We start from the raw sequence: 25,177 nt of genomic DNA on the forward strand, positions 1-25,177 counted from the left end.
ATGATACATCCGCCTTCAGAAAAGCCTTCGCGTTTTGGGGAGACTCAACCGGTCGGATCAATTACGAGATGATCCACTATCCTGAAAACGAGGCAACAGCCCAGACAAGTTACGTTCCCTCGTATCGTGCAGTCGTCGGAACATTTAAGGGGGATTGGATCACTGCCTCTGAGCGCTACCGGGCATGGGGAACACGCCAACCCTGGGCGGTTCGTAGCCGACTCAACCGAGGAGTTGTACCGGAATGGTTGCTGAAAACATCACTCTGGGTCTGGAATCGCGGAAGGTCAGAGGGTGTGCTCGAACCGGCAGTGGATATTCAGAAAGAGCTCAAACTCCCCGTGAGCGTCTTCTGGCATTGGTGGCATGGCTGCTCTTACGATGACGGTTTCCCGGAGTACCTCCCACCGCGGGAAGGAACCGACCACTTCAAAGCGGCACTGTCGAAAGCGCAGAAATCCGATATCCACGCGATCGTCTACATGAATCAGCGATTGTGGGGAATGACGACGAAGAGTTGGGCAGAACAAGGAGCAGAGCGTTTTGCAGTCAAAGGGCTGGATGGAAAAGTGAGGCCGGAAACCTACAACACCTACACGCAAAAGGCATGCGCCACAATGTGCATGGCCACACCATTCTGGCGTAATACATATGCTGGAATCGCTTCAGAGGCTGTCCGGGACCTCGGGGTCGATGGCATCTACATGGACCAGGCCTGCAGCAGCCTGTTGTGCTATGATCCAACCCACGGCCATCCACTCGGTGGAGGGAAATTTTGGATGAACGGATTCAGACTCCTTTCAACTGATATCCGCGAAAGGACCCGATCGGTCAGAAACGCCTTGCTGGCTGGCGAAGGAGCAGGAGAATCCTGGCTTCCTTACCTCGACCTCATGCTGACGCTACAGGTCAGCAAGGAACGGTATGCACGCCCGAATGACGGTTGGGATGTTATCCCGTTTTTCCAATCGGTCTATCACGCCTTTGGAGTGACCTATGGCAACTACTCGTCCCTGACGATTCCCCCCTACGACGAACTTTGGCCGGATGAATTCGCTCCGAGGGAACCTCTGAAGCTCCTGGATCGCAAATTCGCGACACAGTTCTATCTCGAGCAGGCACGCACCGTGTTGTGGGGAAATCAACCCACAATAGCGAATTACCGCCCCACACAGCGCGGTCAGCGCAGTGAGGAGATCTCGTTCCTCCTGAAGCTCGCAAAAGTAAGGGAGCAAGGGAAACAGTACTTGCTGTACGGAACGTTTATGCGACCGCCGCAGATTTCGGCCGCCGTGATCTCATTCCCGATTTCCCGGGAAAACATCTATGCAGGCCGCAAGGGCAAGACCGTCGTCGACACGACCAAGAACAAGCGGCACAGCGACGATGGGATTGACGATACCGGAAAGGACAAGGGAGAATCGTCTTATCAATCGACCTCTTCTCCCGTCGTTGTCGGAACCTGGCTGGCAAAAAGCGGGGATGTTGGGATTGCAATCTCCAATGTGGGACCGACCACGCTTCCGATTCGATTTGACGCCCGACAGTATGGATTCAAGGGGGGCGAGCGGATCTCGTTGATTCAGGAAAATGGAGTGAAGGACTTCGGAAGAATCGGTGCCGATGGCAACGTCTCAATTGACATTCCCCCCCGCGACGCATATATCATAGAATTGATCAAAAAGTGAAATGGGAAATGTGAAGTCCGTGCAAGTGGGAGCTGATATATTACTTCATAATCAGCTTGAGCTCATCGAAGGCAAGAGTGTTGGCCTCATTACAAATCACTCTGCACTTCTCAGTACTAGCGAGCATCTGGTAGACGCTTTGGTCAAGCGTGGAGGATTCAAACTCCAGGCCCTTTTCGGTCCAGAGCATGGTATTCGCGGGAAAGCGCCAGACAGAAAGAGTATAGGTCACGCTGTTGATCCTCAAACGGGAATTCCCATCTATTCTCTGTTTGGGAAAACAACGAAGCCTACCCGGACTATGCTCAAAGGCATCGACGTCCTGGTATTTGATATCCAGGACGTTGGTGCGCGATTCTACACGTATAGCACCACGCTGACGCTCACTATGGAAGCCGCGGCAGAAAAGGGAATCCCCTATGTTGTACTGGACCGCCCCAATCCGATCGGGGGCTGCCTTGTCGAAGGTCCGATGCTGGACAAGAATCTCAGGTCTTTCGTCGGGTGGCTGCCTCTCCCTGTGGTTCATGGACTTACGATGGGTGAACTTGCGGCCATGATAAGCGGTGAAGGTTGGCTTCGGAACCGTCGGGCGAGTGACCTCCGCGTCGTGAAGATGAAAGGCTGGCGAAGAAGTTGGGCTTTCGATAGGACGGAACTTCGATGGGTCAACCCGTCTCCGAGCATTCGGAGTCTGCAGACTGCCCTCATATACCCCGGAACGTGCTTCATCGAGGGAACGAATGTATCCGAAGGACGTGGCACGGAGCATCCGTTTGAACAGATGGGAGCCCCCTGGATTGGCGGAATCGAGCTGTGTTCGAAACTTCGCTCGTTTCATCTGCCTGGCGTCAAGTTCACCCCAACGGCTTTTACTCCCCTATCGACCCGGGCGGTGACCACGGACTCAAAGTTCGAAGGAATTCGATGCGAAGGCGTGTTCATAAAGGTGACGGACAGAAAGAGGTTTCGGCCTGTGAAAACTGGGGTCTGCCTGCTCCATGCGCTTCAGGATCTGTATCCAGATCAACTCACGTTGAAGAACCGCCGACTCGATGAGCTGATTGGGACCCGATCCGTGAGAAGGGCCATTACTAAGGGGATTCACCCGATCGAAATTGCAGACACCTGGAAAACAGAGAATGAGGAATTCCTGCTGAAGCGCAGGAAATACCTGCTCTACCGATAATGCGTCCCCCTTCTACCTCCGGAAGCCGAATCCTTATCACCAATCCGGCATCATAAAATAAGTCGGGAACACCTGCATTATTATTACTGTTTGGAGAAGGATGAGATGCGGAGATCGTTCACCATGAACAAACCATCGCAAACGAGGTAGTGAATATGAGCACCAGAGCCGCAGGGATCGTAATCGTTGTCGCACTTGTCGCTGTCGGAGTGACTGTCTTTCTCACAAGCCCAGGCGATGGCACTGCTGAGGGGACTGGAGCGGGGATTGTCACGTGGCACAGCTTTGACGAAGGTGTAGCCTTGGCACGCAAAGAAAACAAGAAGATATTCATTGATGTCTATACCGACTGGTGTGTCTGGTGCAAGAAGATGGACAAGGAAGTGTACACGAACGGAACCGTGGGCCAGACGATGACATCGAATTTCATCGCCGTGAAGCTCAACGCGGAATCTCAGAAAGGGGTAACGTTCGATGGTACAGCGATGACCGAGGCTTCACTCGCGGGTACCATGGAGGTCACGGGGTATCCGACCGTGGTATTCCTCGATCCCACCGCCAAGCCGATAACAAAGATTTCGGGCTACATGGAACCGAAGGAGTTCACGAGCCTCCTCCGATTCATAGGCGAGGATCACTACAAGACAACATCATTCAAGGATTACAAGAACTCGAAAAGGGATTGATGCTGGCGTCAGACCGGCAACAGCATCTGAAGTGAATTACGCCGCTCCTGTCCTCCCGGAACCGAGCCTCTCCGCGGCGAGCAAGAGGCCGACGACGAACCACCACCCCAGGCAGTTGATAAACGTACCGTAGTAGTTCTGAAACATCGCTCCGATCATCAGACCCATGAGAGAGAACGTTCCTCCGAGAGCCGTTGCCCGAACGACCCGACTTTGCGCTCGCAACGCTGTCGCAAATCCCCTGCCCATGGAGATGCCCCACATCGCAACAAAGGCGAGTAATCCCGGTAACCCTGAGGAAACGAGAACCGTCAGATAATCGTTGTGCGGATGCACAGTGGTGTCGTAGTATCCCTCGACGCGATACCGTTCAAATACGAGATCCCAATTGTCTTCTCCCACCCCCAGAATCGGATGATGTTCTGCTACCCGCACTGCCGTCTTCCACAGATTCAAACGAGTTTCGTTTTGTCCTGGTTCGACGATTGATGCCGCTCTGTACCGAAGCGCTGGCACACTCAGGATCCCTCCTGCGATCACCACGAGAAGTATCCCTGTGACAAGAATACCTATCTTCTTTCCACGAGTGAACGCAAAGATGGGAATCGCTGCAAGGAACGAAAGCCACATGCTTCTGGCAAACGTGCCAAGCACGGCAAGGAAGCTCAAGCCAGACAGCAAGGTGGTATGCCATTTTTTGAACTCGAGAGAGAAGCTCGAAGCGAAGAAGAACACGCTCATCGCAAAGGCAGCAAATGTCAGATAGAATCCGTAGAACCCAACCGATCTGAAAAACCCCCCTCCCATGGGATCGAGACGACTGCCGCGATAGATTTCGACACCTCCGCCGACCTGCCAAAGCGAATACACGACAGCTACAGCCGATGCAAAGAGAAAGACGTGGACAATCCGGCTGAGAAGAGCGTCGTCATCGACAACCCAATACAGCATGAGCATGATCAGCACCGGCCATTCATTATCGAGTACCGCGCTCAAGGAATGAGCAGGGCGTTCAGAAAGACCTGCTGCGATCAGGTTCCAAACCACGTACGCGATCAATGCCCAGAACATTGGATGCCAGCGAACCACCCAGTTCCTGTTCACCAGCCCTTCTCCCAGCCAACCGATAAATGCTAGTCCCATCCCAAACTGGGCCGGGACGTGTGATATTGGAAGGCTGAAAGCGAATAAAAATAGACCACCGTGAGAGATGGTCCTGTACAACGACTCGGGTTTCATAGACTCCTCGAGATTGCGGAAAGTCCGCCTGGAAAGGTCGCACCAATGAATTCTTTGGTCTTCGAGATCAAGATTTCAGTGGGAATGCCCGAGATCGGCTTTCCCGCCGGAGTAAGGAGTATTCCATGAGGAACCCGATATGGGGACCATTCCTTGACCAAAACCAGCTCTGTGTAGAAAGCCAGCACAGAAGTCTGCATGGCAGATGCGAAATGGACCAGCGAAGTGTCCATCGTTACCAAGCAGAGAGCTCCTTCAACGATGGACGCCAGCTGCGCCAAAGGCCGGTCCTTCAACGCTCTAAACACCGGGATTCCTGTGAGCTCCGGAAGAAGTCTTGCGGCGTGTTCCATTTCCTGGTCACCAGGAGCGACGAGCAGGACAATCCTGAATTGCCCATTCTCCGCGAGATATCTTGCCAGAGCAACAACCTGTTCATTGGAGAACCTTCTCTCCGCGTCTTTGACAGAGAGGTTAATGAGGACATATGGTGCGAGCTGATCGTTCGCAAGCGACCGACTGCGAAGACCATGGCCGCGGAGGAATCTTTCCACGGGCACTCTGGCTTCTTCCGACACCTCGATTTCCAAGCCACGTTCCTCGTCCGACACCCTGATCCCAAAAACCTGTTCTATAAAGGCCATGAGCGTCTCGGCCATGTGCTTTTCGAAACGAGGCAGCTTCAGCAGGCGGTTGAAGTAGAACTCATACTTCTCAGGCCCTTGTCCGACTTTGAACCCGCCCGGAGCGATGAGATTCGCCAGGATGGCAGGAAACGTCGTGCGGTTGAACACGAAATTCAAAATCACATCATACTTCCGTCTGCGTAACTCCAGAATCTGTGCGAACAGTTCGCGCCAGTTCCGCTTAAGGACATACACTTCATCGACGAACGGGTTGGACCGCGGAATTTCCTCGTTCACCGAACTTGCGATGACGTCGATCTGCAAGTTTGTATTCCGTCGCTTCAGGGCTTTGAATACCGGCGTCGTGACGATCATATCGCCGATACGATCGAACCGGAAGATGAGGACCCGCTTGATCGTGTCAATCTCCAGAGGCGTCTCAGAAACCCTGTTGCGTAGGATAATCTTGAGAGCTGGATACACGACTGCGTGCCGGAGGGCGCGTTCGGCGATTTCCATCAATCGCTTCATGCTCAAGAATATCCAGAAGGGATAGAACTGCGTGATGGCGGGACGAGATTCTGCATGAGCCTGCCGCAAGCCGCAACAACATGTTCGACTGGAATCGTGCGCAAATCGTCGACATCCGTTACGAGAGTTTCGCTCAAGGAACCGTACGGCTCCCAGATTCGCAGGTCTCTGTCCGACTGCACGTAGAGAACAACAGAGGGGATAGAAAATGCCGCAGCAAGATGCACAGCCGAGGTATCCGGTGTAATCAGCAGCCACATACGCTGAACCAGCGCCGCAAACTGGTCAAATGTTTTCGTCTCTGCTGAGAGGACAACATCCGGGAAGGGTTGGACAATCGCCTCAGCAACAGCCTTATCGGAAGGTTGAAACAGGACCACAATGGGATGTTCACGTTGTTCAGTTCGCAACCAGCGAATCAACGACTGATAATGATCGGTTCCCCAGAAGCGAGTCCCTTCACCTGGAGAGATATTGATCGCGACAGTCTGTTTGCCTTGAATCGACTTCGCACTAAGAAACTGCGAAGCGAACTCTTTGCTCTCTTCGAGAACGCTATAGTGCACTTTGAGATCCAATGTCTCACGCTCCAGACCGAAAGCCGTCAGAAGTGCTGCCAGACGATCGATAATGTGGTAATCACGACGAGACAGGAGCGGGACAACTACGTCATACGCATACGCATTATTTTTCGACAACCCCACATTCCATTCCCCACCTGCCAGCATGCACAGAACCGTCGACGTCGCAGAAGGATTGTCCATCAGGTCGATAACGAAATTGTAACGTTCTCTCCTGATCAACCTGAGGATTTCGATGGCGCCCGCCAGCGTCTTCCGGTAGACCCACCGCTTCCTCACGAGAGGTTCATTGGACAACACGAAGTGATTATTGCTGCTCAGGAGAAAATCGATTGTCGAGTGAGGGTATTTCGATTTGAGGGCGTGGATAAGCGGCGTGGAGACAAGAACATCCCCGATGCGATCTTGCCGGACAAAAAGGTATTTCTTCGTTGCGAAGTCAAGAGAAGCAGGAAGGATTTTTCCTCTCCTCACGAACACGCCCAACACCAGGAGCAGAAGCCGGCGGAAGCCTATTTCGACTGGCTTCAGGAACTCCATCTACTGCTCCCCCCGTTTCTCTTTTTCATCGGAGAACTGGAGAGAATACAACCGCTTGTAGAGCCCCGAATCGTTTCGCAGCAGTTCATCGTGCGTTCCGCTCTCGGCAATCGAACCGCGTTCGAGAACGATGATTGTATCGCAGTGGTAAATGGTAGACAGACGATGCGCGATGATAATGGAGGTCCGCCCCTGCATCAGGCGGTCGAGGGCCTCCTGTACCATAAGCTCTGATTCGCTGTCGAGTGCCGAGGTCGCTTCATCGAGCAGAAGTATTTTCGGATCTCTCAGAATAGCCCGTGCGATCGCCAGGCGTTGCCGCTGACCGCCCGAGAGCTGCACACCGCGTTCCCCGATCTCCGTCTCGTAGCCGTGCTCCAGGTTCACGATGAAGGAGTGTGCGTTTGCCATGGTCGCGGCGTTGAGGATTTCTTTTTTGGTCGCGTCCAGCTTCCCGTAGCGGATATTCTCTTCGATCGTTCCTGCGAAAAGGACAACCTCTTGCGGGACGATTCCAATCTGCGACCGAAGGTCCGACAGGTTCATCTCCCGTATATCAACCCCATCGATCCGTATGCTCCCCGAGGTCAACTGATAGAATCGCGGAATGAGATTGATCAGAGTCGTCTTGCCGCCGCCGCTCGGTCCGACGAGAGCGACCTTTTCGCCTGGCTTCACGCTGAAGGTCACATGGGAAAGAGCCGGCGTTTCGGTGTTGTACGAGAACGAGACATCTTCAAACCGTACTTCCCCTCTCTCCACGACCGTCTTTCCTGGTTTCGCCTGTAGTTGTTCTTTCTCAAGATCCAGCATATCGAAGATCAACCCGGCCGAGACCAGAGTCTTCTGAATGCGTGCAACGTTCTCTCCGAGGGCCTTTACCGGTTTCGCCAGAAAATTAACGAGAATCAGGAACGTGATGACTGACTTCATATCCACTGTCCCCTGAAGAAACAAATAACCGGTAAAAACGACCAGCATTGAAGCTACAAAGGTATTGAAGAATTCATTCGTCGGGCTTAACAGCGCCATCGTGCGTACGATCTTCATCGAGTGGCGGTAGTTTTCCTCAACCTTCTTCCGAAATGTAGCACGTTCGTAATCCTCTCGTGTAAACGACTTCACAATGCGGATAGATGAAATCTTCTCCTGAAGAAACGCGGATATATCGGCAAGGGTATTTGTCAAATCCAGGCTGAAGGAACGGACTCTGTCGCCGAACTTTCGGGAGATGATGCCAGAGAACGAGAAGATCACGATCGTGAAGACCGCCAGCTGCCAATTGGAGAAGAACAGTGCGCCGGCGTAGATGAGGGAATACAGGAGGTTCTGGACGATTTCGACGGTGAGGTACAGTGATTGCTCCATGTTGTTGACGTCGTTCGTCAGTCTCGACATCACTCTGCCGGTCTTCTGCTGATCAAAATAACGAACTGGCAGGAGCAGCACAGTGTCAAACAGTTCAATCCTGAACGTCATCAGGATTTTCTGCTGAGCCGAGCTCATGACGTACTCGCGAATGTATACGAAGCAAACCTTGATGAGGATAATCGCGAGAAGGGCCCCGGCGAATGTCAGGATCAGCTGCATCGTCTCGCCGGATCCGTGAATGCTCAGCTGCGTGATGGTGTATCCGAGGACCTTCACCGGCATTTCGAGAATGATTCCGGCTCCCGATCCCACCATTTCTCCTATCTTCTGGAGAATCTCAACAAGCTGACCAATGAGGAATGCGGACACCGTGTCTGAAAGGCTCCACACCGCGACGGAGAAGAGACCGGCTCCGATCCTCAATTTGTATTGAAGGAAGTATCTGAGATAGCGAGAAAATACTTTCATTCCTTTAGTCCCAGTTCTATCGCCGCCTGCATCGCTCTCACCGCCCATGATCCCTGGCGATCTGCTCTGTGATGAGAAATCCGGACTTGTTTTTCGGCACACCCCGGGTGGTATTCATCATACCGGCATGGCGCTCTTTTTCTCGGAATAGACACTCTTCGAACAGTGAGCATTCACCACAGAGTGGATGAATTGCTTTGCACGTCTCGCGGCCGAACCTGATAAGGTTCACGTGAAAGGAATAGGCTCGACCCTTGGGGATGAGATTCTTCATTGCCTCGAATGTATCATCGGCCGTATTCGTTTTCACGAGACCCAGTCGATTGCAGATTCTGTGGATGTGCGTATCAACAGGGAAAACATCGCGTCCTAGAGAGAACACCAAAACGCATGCAGCTGTCTTCGTTCCCACCCCTTTCATGGACATCAGGTAGGACATTGTTTCTTCGTTTGACATTGGCCGCAGGAAATCGAGTTCGTAGGCCCCTCGCTTCTCGTGAATCAGGCGGAGAATTTCCCGAATCCGCTGGGCTTTCTGGTCTTTCAGCCCTCCGACTTTGATCGAGCGGGCGATTGCACCCGGCGAAGCGGAAGCCACCTTTTTCCAGGAGGAGAACTGTTTCCTCAGACTCAGCCAGGCCCTGTAGCTATTCTGATCATTCGTGTTCTGCGAAAGGAGCGTCGCAATAAGCGTATCGAGCGGATTGGATCGTTTTCGCTGTTTGGCAGGCGTGCCGAAAAGCCGCTCCAATGCCTCGACGACATGCCGGATACGAAGTGGGTGAGCGGCGAAGGAACGAGCCATCAGCAATCACTTCCCTTTGTTCCGTAATTGGCACGATTCGCACTCACAGAGAGACCGGAGATGTTCCCACGTGTAGATCCCCGTTTGATGCCCGTCCGCCCAGGACATGGACAACGCGTACGAGCCAACCTGGTTCGCTCCGACAAGCTTGTACTTGCCGGGCATCTCGGGAGTTTCCATGGGGGCGTAGGTTTTCAAAAGGACGGTCTCTCCCTGGCAGCCAGCACAAGGGCAATTGTCCCGAAGCGTTCTGAGCAAAGTGGCGCCGGAGTGGCCATCATCCCACGCCAGGAGCAGGATATCTGCCTGCGTCTGTTGATCGACTGTGAGTTTGATCTGAGTTGGAATCACAAGGAACTGGCCTGACAAGATGTGCTTGCTCACAAGGAAAGAAAAAAAGGACAACCTGAGAGATTGTCCTTCCACTTTCCTTGGCTTAAGCCGGAGATCATACGATTTGTTGGTGGACCGTACCGGGCTCGAACCGGTGACCTCCACAATGCCATTGTGGCGCTCTCCCAAACTGAGCTAACGGCCCGCACTACTGAACAAAATATACCCAAAGAGGTCAGCAAAGTCAACGAGAAATTTCTTGCCGCATGGCAGGCTTTTGAGTAATTTACAGCACGAGATTCAAAAGGAATCCGGGAAAACCGCCAGCGCCAGGAATTTGATCCGTACGACAGAGATGAACAGACCAAGACCATTGATGAGTCACCTTCTTGTCGCTATCGCAGCGGCAATGAGCCTTTCTTCCTGCAAGGATGAGATCACGGATCCCAACGTGAATCCGATCGTTTTCCCTGATTCAAACGTGAGTTACTCGAAGCACGTTGACCCTTTGTTTCAGCAGAGGTGCGCGATCAGCGGATGCCACGCTGGAAGTTCTTCACAAGGAGGCCTCGACCTTTTTGCTCCATCGTATTCGAGCCTTATCAATCACCAGCCCCGTTTGGTGATTTCCGGTGTCAGCAACAACAGCCTTCTGCTCCAACGAATCGACGGGCGTCTCGCTCCCCAGATGCCGTACATGAGTCAGCCCTTGAACGCGAATCAGATCAACGGTATTAAGAAATGGATTGATGAGGGGGCAAAAAACAACTGAGTTCGACGAAATACTGCTACCGATCTGTCTTCTCCGTCCGGATGTCCCTGCCCCAATTGAGCTTCTTCCGCAACAAATCATAGTAGCTCGTATTGCGCCTTTTTATCAGCCTGGCGATATATGGAGCCTTCTTCACGCGGATTTCCATTGGCGGGCGAATGAGGAGTTCATCCTGCCCGTCAGCCGTTAGATGGGCCTTCGTCTTTGCAGATGCAACCTTGATCCGGATTACAGCGTCGTCAGGAACGATAACCGGTCTGGCCGTCAAGGTGTGTGGGCAAATTGGACTTATGGTAATGGATTTGTTGTGTGGGGTAACAATGGGACCACCGTTGGACAGAGCGTATGCGGTGGAGCCTGTTGGAGTCGAAACTATCACGCCGTCTGCAGTGAATGTGGCGAGGTACTCCCCATTGACAAACGTCTCCAAATCGAGAACTCGCGAAGTTCCGAACTTATTAACTACAATATCATTCAAAGCAAGATAAGTTTTTGAATTCTTAGAGGTTGAAGCCTGCAGCATCATTCTTTCTACAACGAAGTAGTCGCCCTTTAAGACCTCCGTGAGGCAGTCATCCAGGTCATCTACTGAAACCTCAGCAAGGAAACCAAGCTTCCCGAGATTGACACCCAGGATCGGAGTTCCCTTTTCAGCAACCTGCCGGGCAAATCTGAGAATCGTTCCGTCTCCGCCGAGCGAAACAAGAATGTCACCAGCCGAACTGAGTTTCTTGTCTGAGACAGTCTTGTATGATAGTCTCGCCCGGAATCGACGGCGCAGGACGCTCGCCAGAGAGCGCTCGACGGCGCATTCGACCCCTTCAGCGTGGAGGCGTTCAAGAACCTTCTGGGCGATTTTCGGGACACCTTCTTTTCGGAGGTTGCCCGCGATGACGAAACGCATCGTTAATCTTTCTTTTCTGGTAATGGGTCAGCCTGAGCGACAGGCTTCTGCTTCTTGTCTTTATCAAGCTCCTCAACGTAATTGAGCTTGAGTTCCTTTATGACATTTGCCAAGAACCGGGTTTCCTCATCTGAGAGGTTTCCCTTCGTTTTGGATGAGAGGGCATCAAGCGTATCGATGACGAATTGCGCTTGATCCAAGCTCCGCTCGATCTTGTCTGAAATCGGATTCTTGGTTTTTCCCATGTGCTGCATTGCTGCGGCGTGGAACATAAGGACGAGTCCCATGAACAAAGCAGTCTCTTTTTCACTGTCAGCCATTAAGGTTTACCCCTTTCAATACCGGTAGATAGCTCCCAAAGCTTAGCATATTTTGTGAATACATAACAGGAGGAGAGGACGCTCAAAATGAACCCCTGGATGCCATCCAGGAATCCCAGTTTCACGACATACATGCGCACGAAAACCCAGACAGGTCTCACGACAAGCTGGCTAATCCGAAATGCCGCCTTCTTCCCCATCAACTCGTCTGCAGCAAGAGATGTATAACGGTTAAATTTCTCAAAATAGTGCCATAAGTTTGGATCAGTGTAGTGAAGCAGATCGAACCGCAATTTGCCCACAGCACCACTAAACTCGAAACGCTCGTGCACCTTGTTGTCGGAGAACCGGCCAGCACCAGGTTTGAATAGCCTGGCGACGTAGCCCGGGTACCATCCACAATGACGAATCCACTTTCCAAGGAAGAACGCCTTCCTCGGAATTTCATATACCGTAAACGGAGTTACCGCTTGATCCATAACAGCTTGGATCTCCTTACCTAAGTCATCCGTTACGCGTTCATCAGCATCCAACCAAAGCACCCAGTCCCCCCTGCAATGTTCCAGGGCAAAGTTCTTTGAGGCTCCGTACCCTTCCCAAGGCTTCACGAAGACCTTCTCAGTGAACTTCCTCGCGAGCTCGAGGGTCTTGTCAGTGCTCCCACCATCCACAAGGACGATTTCATAAGCCCAACGGACAGAATTCAGGCATTCTTCGATGTTCCGCTCTTCGTTTTTGGTGATTACTATAACCGACAATGAACTCAAGAGGAATGGCTCCCTAGGATCCGACGACGATATTCACCAGCTTGTTCTTGACGACGATAGTACGAACGACCTTCTTGCCGGCAAGAAACTTCTGCGTATTGACATCCTGATTTGCCAAGCGCTCAAGGTCTTCATCACTTGTCCCTTGAGCAACAAGCAGCTTACCTCTTACTTTTCCATTGACTTGCAGGACCACCTCAACCATATCCTCGATTGTTTTTGTGAGTCGAAACAATGGCCAAGGTTCGTATGCGAGTGAACTCGGATGTCCGATAACCTGCCAGAGTTCCTCTGAGACGTGAGGGGCAAAGGGAGCAAGGAGCAGGACGAATTGCTCCATCTCTCTCAGAGGCAACACAGGCAGCTTGTATGCCTCATTAACGAAGATCATGAGCTGAGAAATTGCAGTGTTGAACCGAAGCCCTTCGATATCCTCCCCTACTTTCTTGACGGTTTGATGGTACAACCGCTCGAATTCCGGCGAAGGAGCTCCTTTGACAATAGCAGGGTTTAGCTTACCCGACTCATCAACGAAGAGACGCCAGACCCGGTTCAGGAAGCGAAAAACTCCTTCGACGCCTCGGGTATTCCATGGCTTCATCTCCTCGAGAGGCCCCATGAACATCTCGAACAGGCGCATCGAATCAGCCCCGTACTGGGAAATGACATCGTCAGGGTTCACGACGTTACCACGCGATTTCGACATCTTGCGGGAATCCTCACCAAGGATAATCCCCTGGTGCCTCAATCGGGTAAAAGGTTCCTTCGTGCTGACGAAACCCAGATCAAAAAGGATCTTGTGCCAGAATCGTGCGTACATCAGGTGCAGGACAGCATGCTCTGATCCACCGACATAGAGATCGATGGGCATCCAGTAGCGCTCCTTCGCGGGAGAGCAGAACTCATTACTATTGGACGGGTCCATGAAACGAAGGTAGTACCAGCACGAACCTGCCCACTGGGGCATCGTGTTGGTTTCCCTCCGCCCCTTCAAGCCGGTATTCTGATCTGTCACATTGACCCATTCTGTGGCCAACGCGAGCGGAGATTCCGTAGTCCCGCTCGGCTGAAATTTCTTCAGATCCGGCAGCAGGAGCGGCAATTCGCTCTCCGGAATCGCAGTCATCGTGCCGTCATCCAAATGAACGATCGGGATAGGTTCTCCCCAGTAACGTTGCCGCGAAAACAGCCAATCGCGCAGCTTGAATTGCACGGTCGGTTTTCCAAGTTTCTTTTTTTGGAGCCAGGACGCAATTGCCTTTTTTGCCTCTTCCGTTGGCATTCCGTTCAACGAAAGCTCATCGTTCGCCGAGTTGATGCTTGTACCGCCATCGGTGAATATCTCCAGTGCTTCCGGTCCGCCATCGACAACTTTGACGATCGGCAGATTGAATTTCTTCGCGAACTCTGCATCGCGCTCGTCGTGACCCGGAACAGCCATGATCGCACCCGTTCCATAGCCCATCAGGACATAATCCGCAATCCATATGGGTATCTCCTTCCCTGTTGCGGGATTGATCGCGTGAGCTCCGATCGATACGCCGGATTTGTCCTTCTCGATGCCGCGCTCAAGCTCCGATTTATGAGCGGCTTGCTTCTGATACGCCCGCACCGTCTCACGCATTGATGCAGTTGTCAGGTTCTCGACCAACGGATGTTCGGGTGCCAAGACCATGTACGTTGCTCCGAACAACGTATCCGCACGGGTCGTGAAGACGCGCAGTTTCTCAGCACTACCCTTGATTGCGAAGTCAATCTCCGCTCCCTCCGATCGGCCGATCCAATTCCTTTGCTGCTCCATCGTAGAAACCGGCCAGTCGAGTTCCTTGGCATCCTCGAGCAGGCGCTCAGCATACGCCGTAATCCGCATCATCCATTGGCGCATCGGGCGGCGCTCAACCGTATAGCCTTTTTCGGTCCACTCGGCGACTTCTTCATTCGCCAACACTGTTCCCAGTGCTTCGCACCAATTGACAGGTATCTCGGCGATGAACGCAAGGCGATACTTCGCTATGAAGTCGTGCTGGTCCTTCCGCGATTTCTTCCTCCACTCTTCTGCTGTAAACGGTTCGTCTGCCTCCAGACCTGCAGATCCGCCTGCAAGAAGTTCCTGTTCCAGTGTCTCAATAGGTCTCGCCTTTTTGACTCTCGTGTCAAACCACGAGTTGTAGATCTTCAGAAATATCCACTGCGTCCATCGGTAGTAATGAGGATCGGTTGTATTGACTTCCCGGGACCAGTCATAGCTCAAACCCAGCATCTTGATCTGGCGCCTGAAGGTGGAAATATTTGCTTCCGTCGTCACGCGCGGATGTATGTTGGTCTGCATTGCATAGCGCTCGGCTGGTAAGCCGAAGGCATCCCACCCCATCGGATGCAAAACATGGAGTCCCTGCATCCGCTTGTACCTGCACAGAATGTCTGTCGCGGTATATCCCTCCGGGTGGCCTACATGCAGGCCTGCGCCCGACGGATACGGGAACATGTCCAGGACGTATACCTTGGGCTTATCGGAAGAATCATCCACTCTAAACGTCTGATGCTCATCCCAGTAGGTTTGCCACTTCTTTTCGATTTCCAGGAACTGGTACTTCATTCGATCTTGAAATCCTTTCTGACCAAGGCCTTCCTCATTCGTGCGGTGCGATCAAAGAGCAGAAGAACCCAACAAGCGCTTTGTCCGAAATTACCGCACACAGCTATTCCAATGTAGCAAATAGGTGCTCCAATTTCAACGAAGTTGCGGGGTTCAAAGCGGGAATGCGGCGGGAGGAAGCGATGCGGCGTTTCTAGATCGCCTTCAAAACAAGCATGGTGATGTCGTCTGATTGCGGCGTGTCCTGCGTATGGGCCTCGAGGGCAGTCTGAATTTCTGCGATAATCCTGGCGGGAGATTGCGTTCGGACTTTTCGCAGAACCTGCTCGAGCCGCTCCTCTGTGAAATCTTCTTCCTGACCGTTCATTGCTTCACTGACTCCATCGGTGAACATCACGATGACATCGCCGGAGGAAAGCGACACACTCCCCTCCTGATATGGCGTCATTGTCTTCATGAGACCAAGGATGATTCCACCGATATCAAGCCGCTGAACGGATCCATCGGCTTTCAACAAAAAGGGCGGATTGTGGCCGGCATTGACGTACCGGAACTCACGTGTCTTGGTATAGAGCGATCCCCAAAAGAACGTAATGAACTTATCCTGCCCTGTATTGGCGCATGTCAAATCGTTGATGCGAGCCGTTGCCGCGGGGAGCGACATTCCCATGGGGGCAAATGCCCGAAGCGAAGCCTGCACGTTGGCCATCAACAGAGCAGCCGGTGTACCCTTCCCCGAGACATCTCCGATTGCGAGGATGAACTCTTCCCAGTGGATCGGCACGACATCATAGTAGTCTCCACCCACCTGCAGCGAGGTGATATTGACGGCAGAGACTTCGAAACCAGGGATTTTGGGAATCGACGCAGGCAGCAATCCCTGCTGTATCTCGCGCGCAATCGCAAGCTCATCTTCGAGCCGCTGCTTCTCAATTGCGTCGCGAAACAGCCGGGCGTTTTCGATGGAGATAATGGCTAGGTTCGCCAGCGAATACAGGAATTCAAGATCCGCCTTTGCGTACTGGCCGCCCCTGAGTTTTTCTCCCAGCAAAACGGCGCCCTTGACCTGGTTCTGGATATGCATGGGGATGACGGCCACGATGCCGACTCGTTGGAGTTGTTCCGCCGCCGCAGCGAAACGCTTCTGGCGAAAGAGATTCTCCACAAGATCGGCCCCCTTCAAACTGCACAGCTGCTTCAACGTTTCCGGAGAGCCAAGTTCCTGGTCCAGCTTCGACGCCATGATCTTGAGCTTGCCGTTGTCCTCAAGGCAGAATGCGTAACGGTTAACCCCGACCTGCCCCAGCAGAGAAAATGTGAGGAGGCGGATGACCTTCTCTGCGTCCAGTATAACGTTGAACTCCTTGCTAAGATCGAACAGCGTGTTGAGTTCCTGATACTTTCTATCGAGGCTGCGATTGACGTCGCGCAATTGTTCGATCATCACAGCCTTTTCTATAGCGGCGGCGGAGAGGTTTACCAGCGAATTAATCAACTGGTGTTCCGCCTTGGAATACCGCTTGCCTCCCAGGCGTTCTCCGAGGCTGAGCAAACCTACAACCCTTCTCTGGGACAGGATCGGCACGAGGAGTTTCTGTCCTCTCTCCCTGAAAAAAGCCGCCCAAGATTTCGATGCGCCCGCGCGATCGGTGTAATCGATTCCCCGAATCGGGCCCTCAATGCACACCATTTGTCCGACCGTTTCCTGACCCAATCCTTTCGCATTCACAACCTCGAACTCCCCGGGGTCCTTCTTCAGCAATACCATTCCCTTCGCAACGAGCATCTTGCCCATCACGGTCAAGAGGACCGTCCCGAGAATGAACTTGAGATCCACAGACGAATTGACGACGTTGCTGAATTCAAACAGGGCGAGGACGTCGGATGCGCCGCGTTTCTCTGATGTCAGAGAACGTGCGGTGCGCGCTGACGGGGTGTGTCCTTTTGAAGAGGATTTAGGAATGTGCTCGCGATTCACTGTTGGACAAGTACTTGGTAAGCCGGACTTCGTTTCGCTTTCCCGGCGCATACTTGTATTCAACTTTGTCCATGAGGGTTCGCATCAGGTAGATGCCCAAACCCCCGCGCCGGTAGTGACTCAGGTGCTGTTTCAGATCAGGAAGTGTCGCTGCAGAAGGATTGAACGCTTTGCCGTCGTCGATGACAGTAATCTGAAGACGGTCTTTTTCATGCCGGATGACAATCTCAATTGAGCGGTCAGGCGCATACTGGTAAGCGTGCTTGATGACGTTCGTGCACGCTTCATCTACTGCAAGGACGATCTTCGATGCCTCTTCTTCGCCGAACCCAAAGTGGCGGGCAGCGTTCAGAACAAACTCCCTCACTTCCAGGAGATTGTCTGTCCGGCTTTCGATCGTCTTTGTCAGTTTTTGAGCCCTACCGGCCATAATGAAAGACACTTTTCATGGTGAAGTGTTTGTCGCTGGTCGACTACGGATTCTTCTGGGATCGAAAACGAACGATCGCCTCTTGCTCGTCCTTATAGATCTCGTACAGAATCGGAAAACCGAGCAGATCGAAGACGTTGTACACTTTCGGAGACATGTTCGAAAGCTTGATGTCTCCACTGTTCTTACGCACGTCTTCGATGAATGCCATGAACACACCCAAACCCGCACTGCTAATATAGGTGAGGTCTTTGCAGTTTACGATGATATTGTATCGCCTGTCCGTCAACAGCTTCTGGAAGGCGGATTCTAAATCCGGGGCTGTGTGGGCGTCGAGATACCCCTTCAGATCAATCACACTCACGCCTTCTCCGTCTCGCTGGTGGACCCTGAAATCAGCCATGGTGGTTTGCTCCTTCTTGTTTCGATAGAATTACATATCGCCTACCCACACACATCTCACATCTCCATCTTCCGGGTTGACGGGATCCAGGTTGATCTTCACTCATACAATTTTCACCACCACGAGCGTCATATCATCCGCATACGAAGAATTGCCCGTGTAGTTGCGAACTTCCTGGAGTATTGAATTCTTGATAGATTCAGCTGAATTGGACCGGCTGTGAAGAGCAACATCGACGATTCGGTCGTACCCGAATTCTTCGCCTTCCGAATTTCGCGACTCGCTCAGTCCGTCTGTGTAGAATATACAAATATCTCCGATTCGAAGCGTGATCGACATCTCCTCCGTCGACTCTTCGAAAATCTTTTCATGGGTTAATCCAAGCCCGAGACCGGAGGGACGGACCATCCGTGGTGTCTCACCCGAGATATGGATCATGGGACAATGACCAGCCCGGGCAAGCGTCACATTCGATTTCGACGTATCGAAAATCGCATAGAGCAAACTGATGAAAGCGTTTCGTTCAAGACTTTCAACCAAGGCTTGGTTTGCACTCAGGAGGAGTTCCTTCGGCGACCCCGCTACACGGCTCAACGCCTGGAAGATCCCTTTCACCTCCGCCATATAGAAAGCAGCGGAGACCCCTTTGCCTGACACGTCTCCGACGACAACACCAAGCCTGTCGGAACCGAGGGCCATAAAATCATAATAATCTCCCCCAACTTCAAGTGACGGCTCGGAGACCGCCGCGACATCGAGCGACGCGAAAGTCGGGATCCTTTGCGGCAAGAGCCTTTTCTGCATTTGCTGCGCAACCATCATTTCCTGCTGGAATCTCTCACGTTCGAGCGATTTTGCGATTAGCTTGGAGTTCTCAATCGCAATGGTGACGTGGTCCGCAAACGTCGTGAGCACATCGATATCATCCTGATCGAAGCCGTACTGGAACTCCTTCGTTGCGTGCAGAAACCCAATTAATTCTTCATGTGAGACAAGCGGGACGACAATGACCGATCCCACAGGCATTTCAAGGTTCTTGATGTGCTTTGTCCTTCGATCACTGCCTACGTCTTCGATGACGAGCGGACGCTTCGAATCAATGACAAATTGCCTGAGCGAAACCTCACTGTTGACCGCGATCGATTCAATCTGCTGCCGGGTCGTGTTCTTCAGGGAGACAACCTCGACGAACACCTCGCCCTGCTCGTTGCGTCCCTTGATCAGTTCGAGCCACGCGCTATTCGCTCCAACGACCTCGAGAGTCATGCCGGTGACACTGTCCACGAGATCGGAGAAATCGAACACCTGTGTGACCAGGCGGCTCAGATTGTGGAGCGACGTCAGCTCGGTTTGCTTGCGTTCGTAGACCTCCGCTGTCGGCAAATGAAACAGGGTGCTGACGAACGCCATGCCGAAGTAGATCGCCCCGAAGATTGCATTCAGGCGGATAAAACTCTGCAGCGGCCCGTGATATGAAATAAATGCCCGCTCAATGAATGATTGATTGATGATCAGGCTGATGCCGAGAAATGCCAGAAACAGGAGTGCCGTATAGGCAATCGAGTACATCTTCTCCCGCCGGGAAAGATACACAACCCAGTTCTGTTTGAACGAGTTGACCACAATCAGAACGATGGCGATCGAGGAAAGAAGCGGACCGAAGATCATTCCGCCGCTCGGCAGCAAAGGCATTGCAGACGCGTTGGCGACAAGAAGAACTACAATGAACGCTATGAAGTTCCTTTTCGTCCATTTCTTCCGCTTGTAGTAGATGAGATCACGGATGGTGAGCAGCGTCATCATGGCGAACATGCCAAGGATAACCGCTGTCGACGAAAGCAGCAGCGAACTCAATGCAGTCTGTGAACCTGTTTCGGAGTCCGTCGGGAGCCAGGCCGGCCGGACGTTCTCCGACACCACGGTGACAACAAGCACACCAAGTGAATACGCCAGGAGTTTGCCGATGCTCTTTGGTACCGCGAGAGGTTTTGAACTGCGCGAGCCGTGAATGTAGAGGAACAACAAGGCGAATGCGACGAAGACGGCGATTTCGCGAATGGTGAACCAGCCCCCCTGACTCTGACTGACTGCCATCCGGACAATATCAATGAGGTATACCCCCATGAAGAGGATTACAGCACCGGCCAGAAGCACGATCTTCTTCAGGCGAGACATGCAGACACCCGGAGTTTGTTCCTCGTTATGGAGAGAGAATACACCACGTTATGTATTTCGTCAGGACAAGGAAAAAGTTACACGGTGCTCTGCAAATTCTCCAACTTTGGTGCATCGCGATGAATATTCGAATCGCTGAACTTCCACACAAGCCTGCACGGACGCTCTCAAACACTCGCGATTGCAATCCAGCGGTCAATATCGCGCGTCACGCTGGCATTAGGATAATCTTTCTTCACTTTCTTTAGCAGTTCAACCGCTTTCTCCTTGTTGCCAGCGAGTATGTGGTTCTGGGCAGCGTGGAACATGTTCTCCGGAACGTTCACGTCCTTCGCGGACATGAATGCGGCTTTTTCGTACGATGATGCAGCCTTCGCATGATCGCCATTCGCCTCGTAGCAGGCGCCGGCACCAGCGAGAGAAGAGGCAGAAATCAGATCGTCTTTCACACTGACATTGAGGTAGTATTTCAACGCCTTGTCATAGTCGCCCTGTGCGAAATAGCAGTTTGCAAGATAGAATCCGGCAAGCTCACCGGCCTTCGTGCTTCCGTAGTCATCGACAATCGACTGGAACCCCCGGATGTTCTCCTGCAGATTGCCATTGATCGCAAGGTCATATTTTCCCTGATCATAATATGGGAGAACCTTCCCCAGTTCTGTTGTCGCCTTCTGGTTGTTCGATGTCACGTTGTTCACGTACGCAACAATGAGGATGGCAAGCACGACGACGCCTGCAAGCACGCCGTTGACGATCTTCTTGTTGGTCTCGTACCACGAAGTCGCTTCAAAATACGATGTGACGAGACGATCCTCTTTGATCTCTTTCTTCGAAATTCTTTTCTTGGGCTTCAGCATACATCGTTCCTGTGTTGATGTGAAATGGGTTCGTTTGCTTGTGCGCCCGAGGCGATTCGAACGCCTGACCTACAGCTCCGGAGGCTGTCGCTCTATCCAGCTGAGCTACGGGCGCGGTGTGATAGCGATTGATGCCAAAGTCGGACACAACCGCCTGCCGGATATCGTGTAACTTGCCTACAGTAATGTAAGGTACGAAAGAATAGCCCGTCTCGCAAGGGATTTTGAATCCTTCCGAGGTCGTTTTCAAGGAGTATTCCGGATACTCCATGCTTCCAGTGCGGACATACACGAGGTTTCGATGGATTGCCTGCAGGGTCCCCTTCCCTGTCGAACCTGGATGGACCGTCATCGGGCATATTGCGACTAGAAACGAAAGGAGCTCATGCTTAACGCATGAGCTCCCGAACAAACAGCGGAACCTTCAGTCGTATTCGTCCTGTCCTCAGCTCAGGCAGCAGCCGTCCTAGCGAGGAGGGATCAGCTTCTTCACAATATCGACAAAATCGTCGACGTCAAACGGCTTGTTCACATACGCCATGGCACCCAGCGATTTTGCACGCTGTTGACCAAGTCGATCATCGAGACCCGTAAGAAAGATGAAAGGAACACTCGGAGTGCTCTGCAAAGCTTTCACACGTTCGAACATTGCGAACCCATCCATGCGCTCCATTTTCACGTCAGAGATGACAAGGTCCGGCGAATATGATGCAAACGCGTTCAATGCCTCTTCAGCACTGAACATAGTCTTCACAGCAAAGCCCTCGTCCTGAAGGACGCTGGCCATGATACTGACGAGTTGTTCCTCATCGTCGACGAGCATTATCTTCTTCATTGAACACCTTTGGGAGTGGTTGTTCTCGTCTGCCCGCGAGGAGGTTCTTGATTCCATCGCTTGCATTCAATATACACGCCGCAGGTTCCACCGGGTATGACGGGAAGCACAAGCTGCAAGCCGCCCGAAAACGCCCAAAGAAGGGCAATCCTGTGCTTTCCCCCTTCCCCTCCCTGTAATCAAAAGCAAAGGCCCAGAAGAATCCTGAGCCTTTGTGGTTTGAGCAACAAAACCCTACAACTGACTATTTCTTGCCAGGCGTTTTCTGAACAGCGGAATCTACCACGCTATTCTGACTTCGCCTCATCATCTCCAGCTCCATTTTCTTCGCCGACACAAATTCCTTGACACCTGTCGACGTACCGTACGAACGTTCGATGCGTTGGAGTACCTCGAGTCCCTTCTCGAAATTCCCCAACCCTTCGTACGTCTGGAGCAGTATCACCAGCGGGTTATATTGGGACAGCTGTTCGAGCGGCGCAGTATCCAATCCCGGGGCGAGTTCAGCAACAATCTCGCCGAGTATTTCGCGATGCTGCTTCGTGTCTCCCGCCATGGTGTAAAATGATGCGAGGTCGGACTTGAGCCGATAGTCCATGGAATGAATGCGCCGTGGAACCACCTGCTCCATCCTGTTGAGCACTTGGAGAACCTCATTCGGCTTGTTCTTGATGTTCGCCAGATACGTGGCAAGATTGAAGAACGGCTGCCTGTAGCTGGAGATCATGCGCCGTTGGTTTTCATCAAAGTGAATCGTTGAATCTGACAGACCCCGCCACAGGCATCCGTAGGCCGGACCCTTTGATGGTACAGGAACATCCGTGAAGAGATGCGCCTTCGTCCGCTCTTCATGAACAGCGCTCCAGTAGGCCTGCTTCCGCGCTGGAACGACCTTGAATGCAAGTCCCTGAAGTTCCAGATATTCTCTCAAGCCGATGTTGTTTGCCTCTCCCCCCGTCGTGATAGCGAAATAAATCGGTCGCCGCCAGTTTGATGTCCGGAGGATATCGAACACAAGAATATCCTGCACACGGAGCGCACTGACATTTCCGTATTGCAGCGTCGCCGGCATCACGAACCGCATGGTGTCAATAATCGCAGTGCTGTTCGCATCGACGTTGTCAGGAGAGTTCCATCCTTCAGTGGCGAATCGAGGTATGGGGATCTGAACCGTTTGAGTTTTGTACATCATTGGTTGGATGCCCTCGATCTGATCATCGGGGATACTCACCGGAACGGTCTTTGCTCCATAGGGCTCGCTGTGCTTGAGCTGTTTGATATACCAATCGGTATTCGCGAGGCTCAGGTTCACGATCCGGACATCGCGCCGGATTCCCTCTGCATCCTGTAAGTACCACAAGGGAAACGTATCGTTGTCTCCGGCCGTGATCAAGATGGCATCTTTTTCCACGCTCTGCAGAAGGTTGTAGGAGTAGTCCCATGCCAGGTAGTGACCATTCCGGGACATCGGATGGTAATTGGTGCGAAGCATGTTGCCCGGAACCAGGATCAACGCAATAGCGAACGTGCTGAATGCGACGATATTCAAGTTCTTTTCCGTCAGGCGCTCACGCAAGAACTCGAACACTGCCGATACGCCGATGCCGATCCACAGACAGAAGCTGAAAACCGAATACACAAAGAAGTAGTCTCGCTCGCGCGGCTGCTGCTCCTGCATGTTGAAGTAGAATGCCAAAAAGAATCCCGTCAAGAGAAAGAAAACCGACATCACGAAAGCGATCTTTTGGTTCTTTCGCCAATGATATACGAGACCAAGAATGCCGATGAGAAACGGAATGCCGTACAGCTGGGAGAACCGAACTCCCGCGTCCTGCCAATCCGCCTCTTTACCTATGAAATTCCATCCCATATAGCGGAGATACATGTGCTTGATCTGATACTCCCAGAAATAGTCCAGGTCGCTTGTGTACTTCTTGAAATTCTCCATCTTGTCCGGTTCAAGCGAGAACCTGCGATTCATGAGGGGAGTCTCGCCGTATTGATCGCGCTCGAGATAGGAAACGAGTCGTTTCAGATTGCTCGGATCGTTCTCGTTCATTGGCGTGTTGGCATTCGCGCGCATGAAGGTAACAAGGTATGTGGAATACCCGAGCACGATGAACAGAAAAGCCAACGAAGCAATATTCAGGATACGGTTGTTCTTGCGTGTGGAATACCGGACGAGATACATCGCCCCAAGGAGAATGCCGATTGCCACTGCGATCCAGATCTGGCTCTTATAGCCGAACACATCTGCATCGAGCATGGAGGGAAACCATTTCACAATGCCCGGATAGGCGGTCCAGAAAATAAGAGAAGCGACAACGCCGAACTTGAACACATCAGTCGAGAACAGGAACTCCCTCAGGCTCTTCTTATAGAAACGGAAGTAGACAAGAAGGATCGCAACAAAGAACCCAAGCAGTCCATGAATGTGGACACCAACTGTCAGACCCACCAAAAAGGTGATGAGCAAGAGATAGAGGTCGCTATGCTCGTCATACGCTTTTTCATACCACAGCAGGACAAGCCAGATAATGAGCGCGGTGAACAAGAGGCTCACATTTCTCGTTTCTACTTCAATCGAATTGAACCAAAACGTCGTGCTGAACGTGAGCGCAAGTGCACCGATAGCGGCTGAGCCATACAAGGAAAGAGCTTCGAACGGAGTCGACGGCAGCGAACGCCACATGAGTATTACACGTACCGTGATCAAATACAGCAGCACGACAACGATGCAGCTTGCCAGGAGGTTGACGAGGATCATTCTCAGCGCCAGGTCCGCCACAACCGGGATCATGGAAGCCACCCTCATGACCAGAACCAGCAGCGGAGAGCCCGGGGGATGCTGAACCTGCACTCCGATCGATGCCGCACAATGCTCACCCACATCCCAGAACACCACGGTTGGGGGAATCGTGCGCAAGTAGGTGAGAAGTGACACCACGAAAATGGCAAAAGCTACGATGCGATTGATTTTGTAATGATTCATCACGTTTCTTGATGTGATATGATAATTAGACGGAGTACTGCCCCGCATGGGGGCGAAAGAGCATGAAATGTAAGGAAAAGTTGATCAGGAA

General features: G+C 52.3%; 21 protein-coding genes, 2 tRNA genes and 1 pseudogene. 4 read left to right on the forward strand and 20 right to left on the reverse strand.

From position 1 onward, the window contains the following. The 3 genes from NTU47_18405 to NTU47_18415 all read left to right on the forward strand — a co-directional run. The coding region (locus NTU47_18405; GenBank protein MCX6135782.1) for a DUF6259 domain-containing protein at positions 1-1,688 on the forward strand (1,688 nt) is incomplete at its 5' end. 1 nt (position 1,689) lies between these two features. Then, positions 1,690-2,877, forward strand: a complete 1,188-nt coding sequence (locus tag NTU47_18410) for a DUF1343 domain-containing protein (protein MCX6135783.1) — start codon at positions 1,690-1,692, stop codon at positions 2,875-2,877. Positions 2,878-3,032: 155 nt separating this feature from the next. Next, on the forward strand, positions 3,033-3,563 hold the full coding sequence (locus NTU47_18415; protein MCX6135784.1) for a DUF255 domain-containing protein: 531 nt from the start codon (positions 3,033-3,035) through the stop codon (positions 3,561-3,563). 36 nt (positions 3,564-3,599) lie between these two features. Here the strand turns inward: NTU47_18415 and NTU47_18420 are convergent, their stop codons facing one another. The 7 genes from NTU47_18420 to NTU47_18450 all read right to left on the reverse strand — a co-directional run bounded on the left by NTU47_18420 (position 3,600) and on the right by NTU47_18450 (position 10,262). Further along, a complete protein-coding gene (locus NTU47_18420; protein ID MCX6135785.1) occupies positions 3,600-4,802 on the reverse strand; it encodes an O-antigen ligase family protein in 1,203 nt (400 codons plus the stop codon). After that, positions 4,799-5,959 (reverse strand): glycosyltransferase family 9 protein, encoded by a 1,161-nt coding sequence (locus NTU47_18425; GenBank protein ID MCX6135786.1) that lies wholly within the window; start codon positions 5,957-5,959, stop codon positions 4,799-4,801. The genes NTU47_18420 and NTU47_18425 overlap by 4 nt, the downstream gene beginning before the upstream one ends. A gap of 2 nt (positions 5,960-5,961) precedes the next feature. Next, positions 5,962-7,080 carry a glycosyltransferase family 9 protein gene (locus NTU47_18430; protein MCX6135787.1) on the reverse strand — a complete coding sequence of 373 codons (1,119 nt, stop codon included), beginning with the start codon at positions 7,078-7,080 and terminating at the stop codon, positions 5,962-5,964. After that, positions 7,081-8,919: an ABC transporter ATP-binding protein gene (locus tag NTU47_18435; protein ID MCX6135788.1), complete on the reverse strand. Its 1,839-nt coding sequence runs from the start codon at positions 8,917-8,919 to the stop codon at positions 7,081-7,083. Positions 8,920-8,956: 37 nt separating this feature from the next. Next, on the reverse strand, positions 8,957-9,724 hold the full coding sequence (locus tag NTU47_18440) for an endonuclease III (protein ID MCX6135789.1): 768 nt from the start codon (positions 9,722-9,724) through the stop codon (positions 8,957-8,959). Between the two features lie 6 nt (positions 9,725-9,730). After that, positions 9,731-10,093 carry a DUF971 domain-containing protein gene (locus NTU47_18445; GenBank protein MCX6135790.1) on the reverse strand — a complete coding sequence of 121 codons (363 nt, stop codon included), beginning with the start codon at positions 10,091-10,093 and terminating at the stop codon, positions 9,731-9,733. 92 nt (positions 10,094-10,185) lie between these two features. Next, positions 10,186-10,262 (reverse strand) — tRNA-Ala (locus NTU47_18450). 171 nt (positions 10,263-10,433) lie between these two features. Between NTU47_18450 and NTU47_18455 the strand changes: the two genes are divergently transcribed. Then, positions 10,434-10,829 carry a hypothetical protein gene (locus tag NTU47_18455; protein MCX6135791.1) on the forward strand — a complete coding sequence of 132 codons (396 nt, stop codon included), beginning with the start codon at positions 10,434-10,436 and terminating at the stop codon, positions 10,827-10,829. A gap of 16 nt (positions 10,830-10,845) precedes the next feature. Here NTU47_18455 and NTU47_18460 read toward each other — a convergent pair whose 3' ends face one another. From NTU47_18460 to NTU47_18520, 13 genes and pseudogenes are all read right to left on the reverse strand, one after another. Beyond that, positions 10,846-11,733, reverse strand: coding sequence for an NAD(+)/NADH kinase (locus tag NTU47_18460; protein MCX6135792.1), 888 nt, complete (start codon positions 11,731-11,733; stop codon positions 10,846-10,848). A gap of 2 nt (positions 11,734-11,735) precedes the next feature. Beyond that, positions 11,736-12,053, reverse strand: a complete 318-nt coding sequence (locus tag NTU47_18465) for a DUF1844 domain-containing protein (protein ID MCX6135793.1) — start codon at positions 12,051-12,053, stop codon at positions 11,736-11,738. Further along, positions 12,053-12,820, reverse strand: a complete 768-nt coding sequence (locus NTU47_18470; protein MCX6135794.1) for a glycosyltransferase family 2 protein — start codon at positions 12,818-12,820, stop codon at positions 12,053-12,055. The genes NTU47_18465 and NTU47_18470 overlap by 1 nt, the downstream gene beginning before the upstream one ends. A gap of 13 nt (positions 12,821-12,833) precedes the next feature. After that, the gene (gene leuS / locus NTU47_18475; GenBank protein MCX6135795.1) at positions 12,834-15,005 is read right to left on the reverse strand and encodes a leucine--tRNA ligase; all 2,172 of its coding nucleotides are present in this window, start codon (positions 15,003-15,005) and stop codon (positions 12,834-12,836) included. Further along, positions 14,988-15,416, reverse strand: a pseudogene (locus NTU47_18480) (class I tRNA ligase family protein). Before NTU47_18480 ends, leuS begins: the two are co-directional and overlap by 18 nt. Positions 15,417-15,609: 193 nt before the next feature. Beyond that, positions 15,610-17,394 carry a SpoIIE family protein phosphatase gene (locus NTU47_18485; GenBank protein ID MCX6135796.1) on the reverse strand — a complete coding sequence of 595 codons (1,785 nt, stop codon included), beginning with the start codon at positions 17,392-17,394 and terminating at the stop codon, positions 15,610-15,612. Next, complete coding sequence (locus tag NTU47_18490) at positions 17,372-17,824, reverse strand: ATP-binding protein (GenBank protein ID MCX6135797.1); 453 nt, start codon at positions 17,822-17,824, stop codon at positions 17,372-17,374. The genes NTU47_18485 and NTU47_18490 overlap by 23 nt, the downstream gene beginning before the upstream one ends. Positions 17,825-17,867: 43 nt before the next feature. After that, positions 17,868-18,227, reverse strand: a complete 360-nt coding sequence (locus NTU47_18495) for an STAS domain-containing protein (GenBank protein ID MCX6135798.1) — start codon at positions 18,225-18,227, stop codon at positions 17,868-17,870. 102 nt (positions 18,228-18,329) lie between these two features. Further along, entirely contained in the window at positions 18,330-20,402 is a 2,073-nt protein-coding gene (locus tag NTU47_18500) for a PP2C family protein-serine/threonine phosphatase (GenBank protein MCX6135799.1), read from the reverse strand. 167 nt (positions 20,403-20,569) lie between these two features. Then, the gene (locus NTU47_18505; GenBank protein MCX6135800.1) at positions 20,570-21,259 is read right to left on the reverse strand and encodes a tetratricopeptide repeat protein; all 690 of its coding nucleotides are present in this window, start codon (positions 21,257-21,259) and stop codon (positions 20,570-20,572) included. Between the two features lie 41 nt (positions 21,260-21,300). After that, positions 21,301-21,374: transfer RNA gene (locus NTU47_18510), tRNA-Arg, on the reverse strand. Positions 21,375-21,725: 351 nt separating this feature from the next. Further along, positions 21,726-22,094, reverse strand: coding sequence for a response regulator (locus NTU47_18515; GenBank protein ID MCX6135801.1), 369 nt, complete (start codon positions 22,092-22,094; stop codon positions 21,726-21,728). Positions 22,095-22,338: 244 nt separating this feature from the next. Then, a complete protein-coding gene (locus NTU47_18520; protein MCX6135802.1) occupies positions 22,339-25,086 on the reverse strand; it encodes a DUF2723 domain-containing protein in 2,748 nt (915 codons plus the stop codon). Positions 25,087-25,177: the final 91 nt, after the last annotated feature.

The sequence above is a fragment of the Ignavibacteriales bacterium genome (genome assembly GCA_026390595.1).
Classification (GTDB): domain Bacteria; phylum Bacteroidota; class Ignavibacteria; order UBA10030; family UBA10030; genus UBA9647.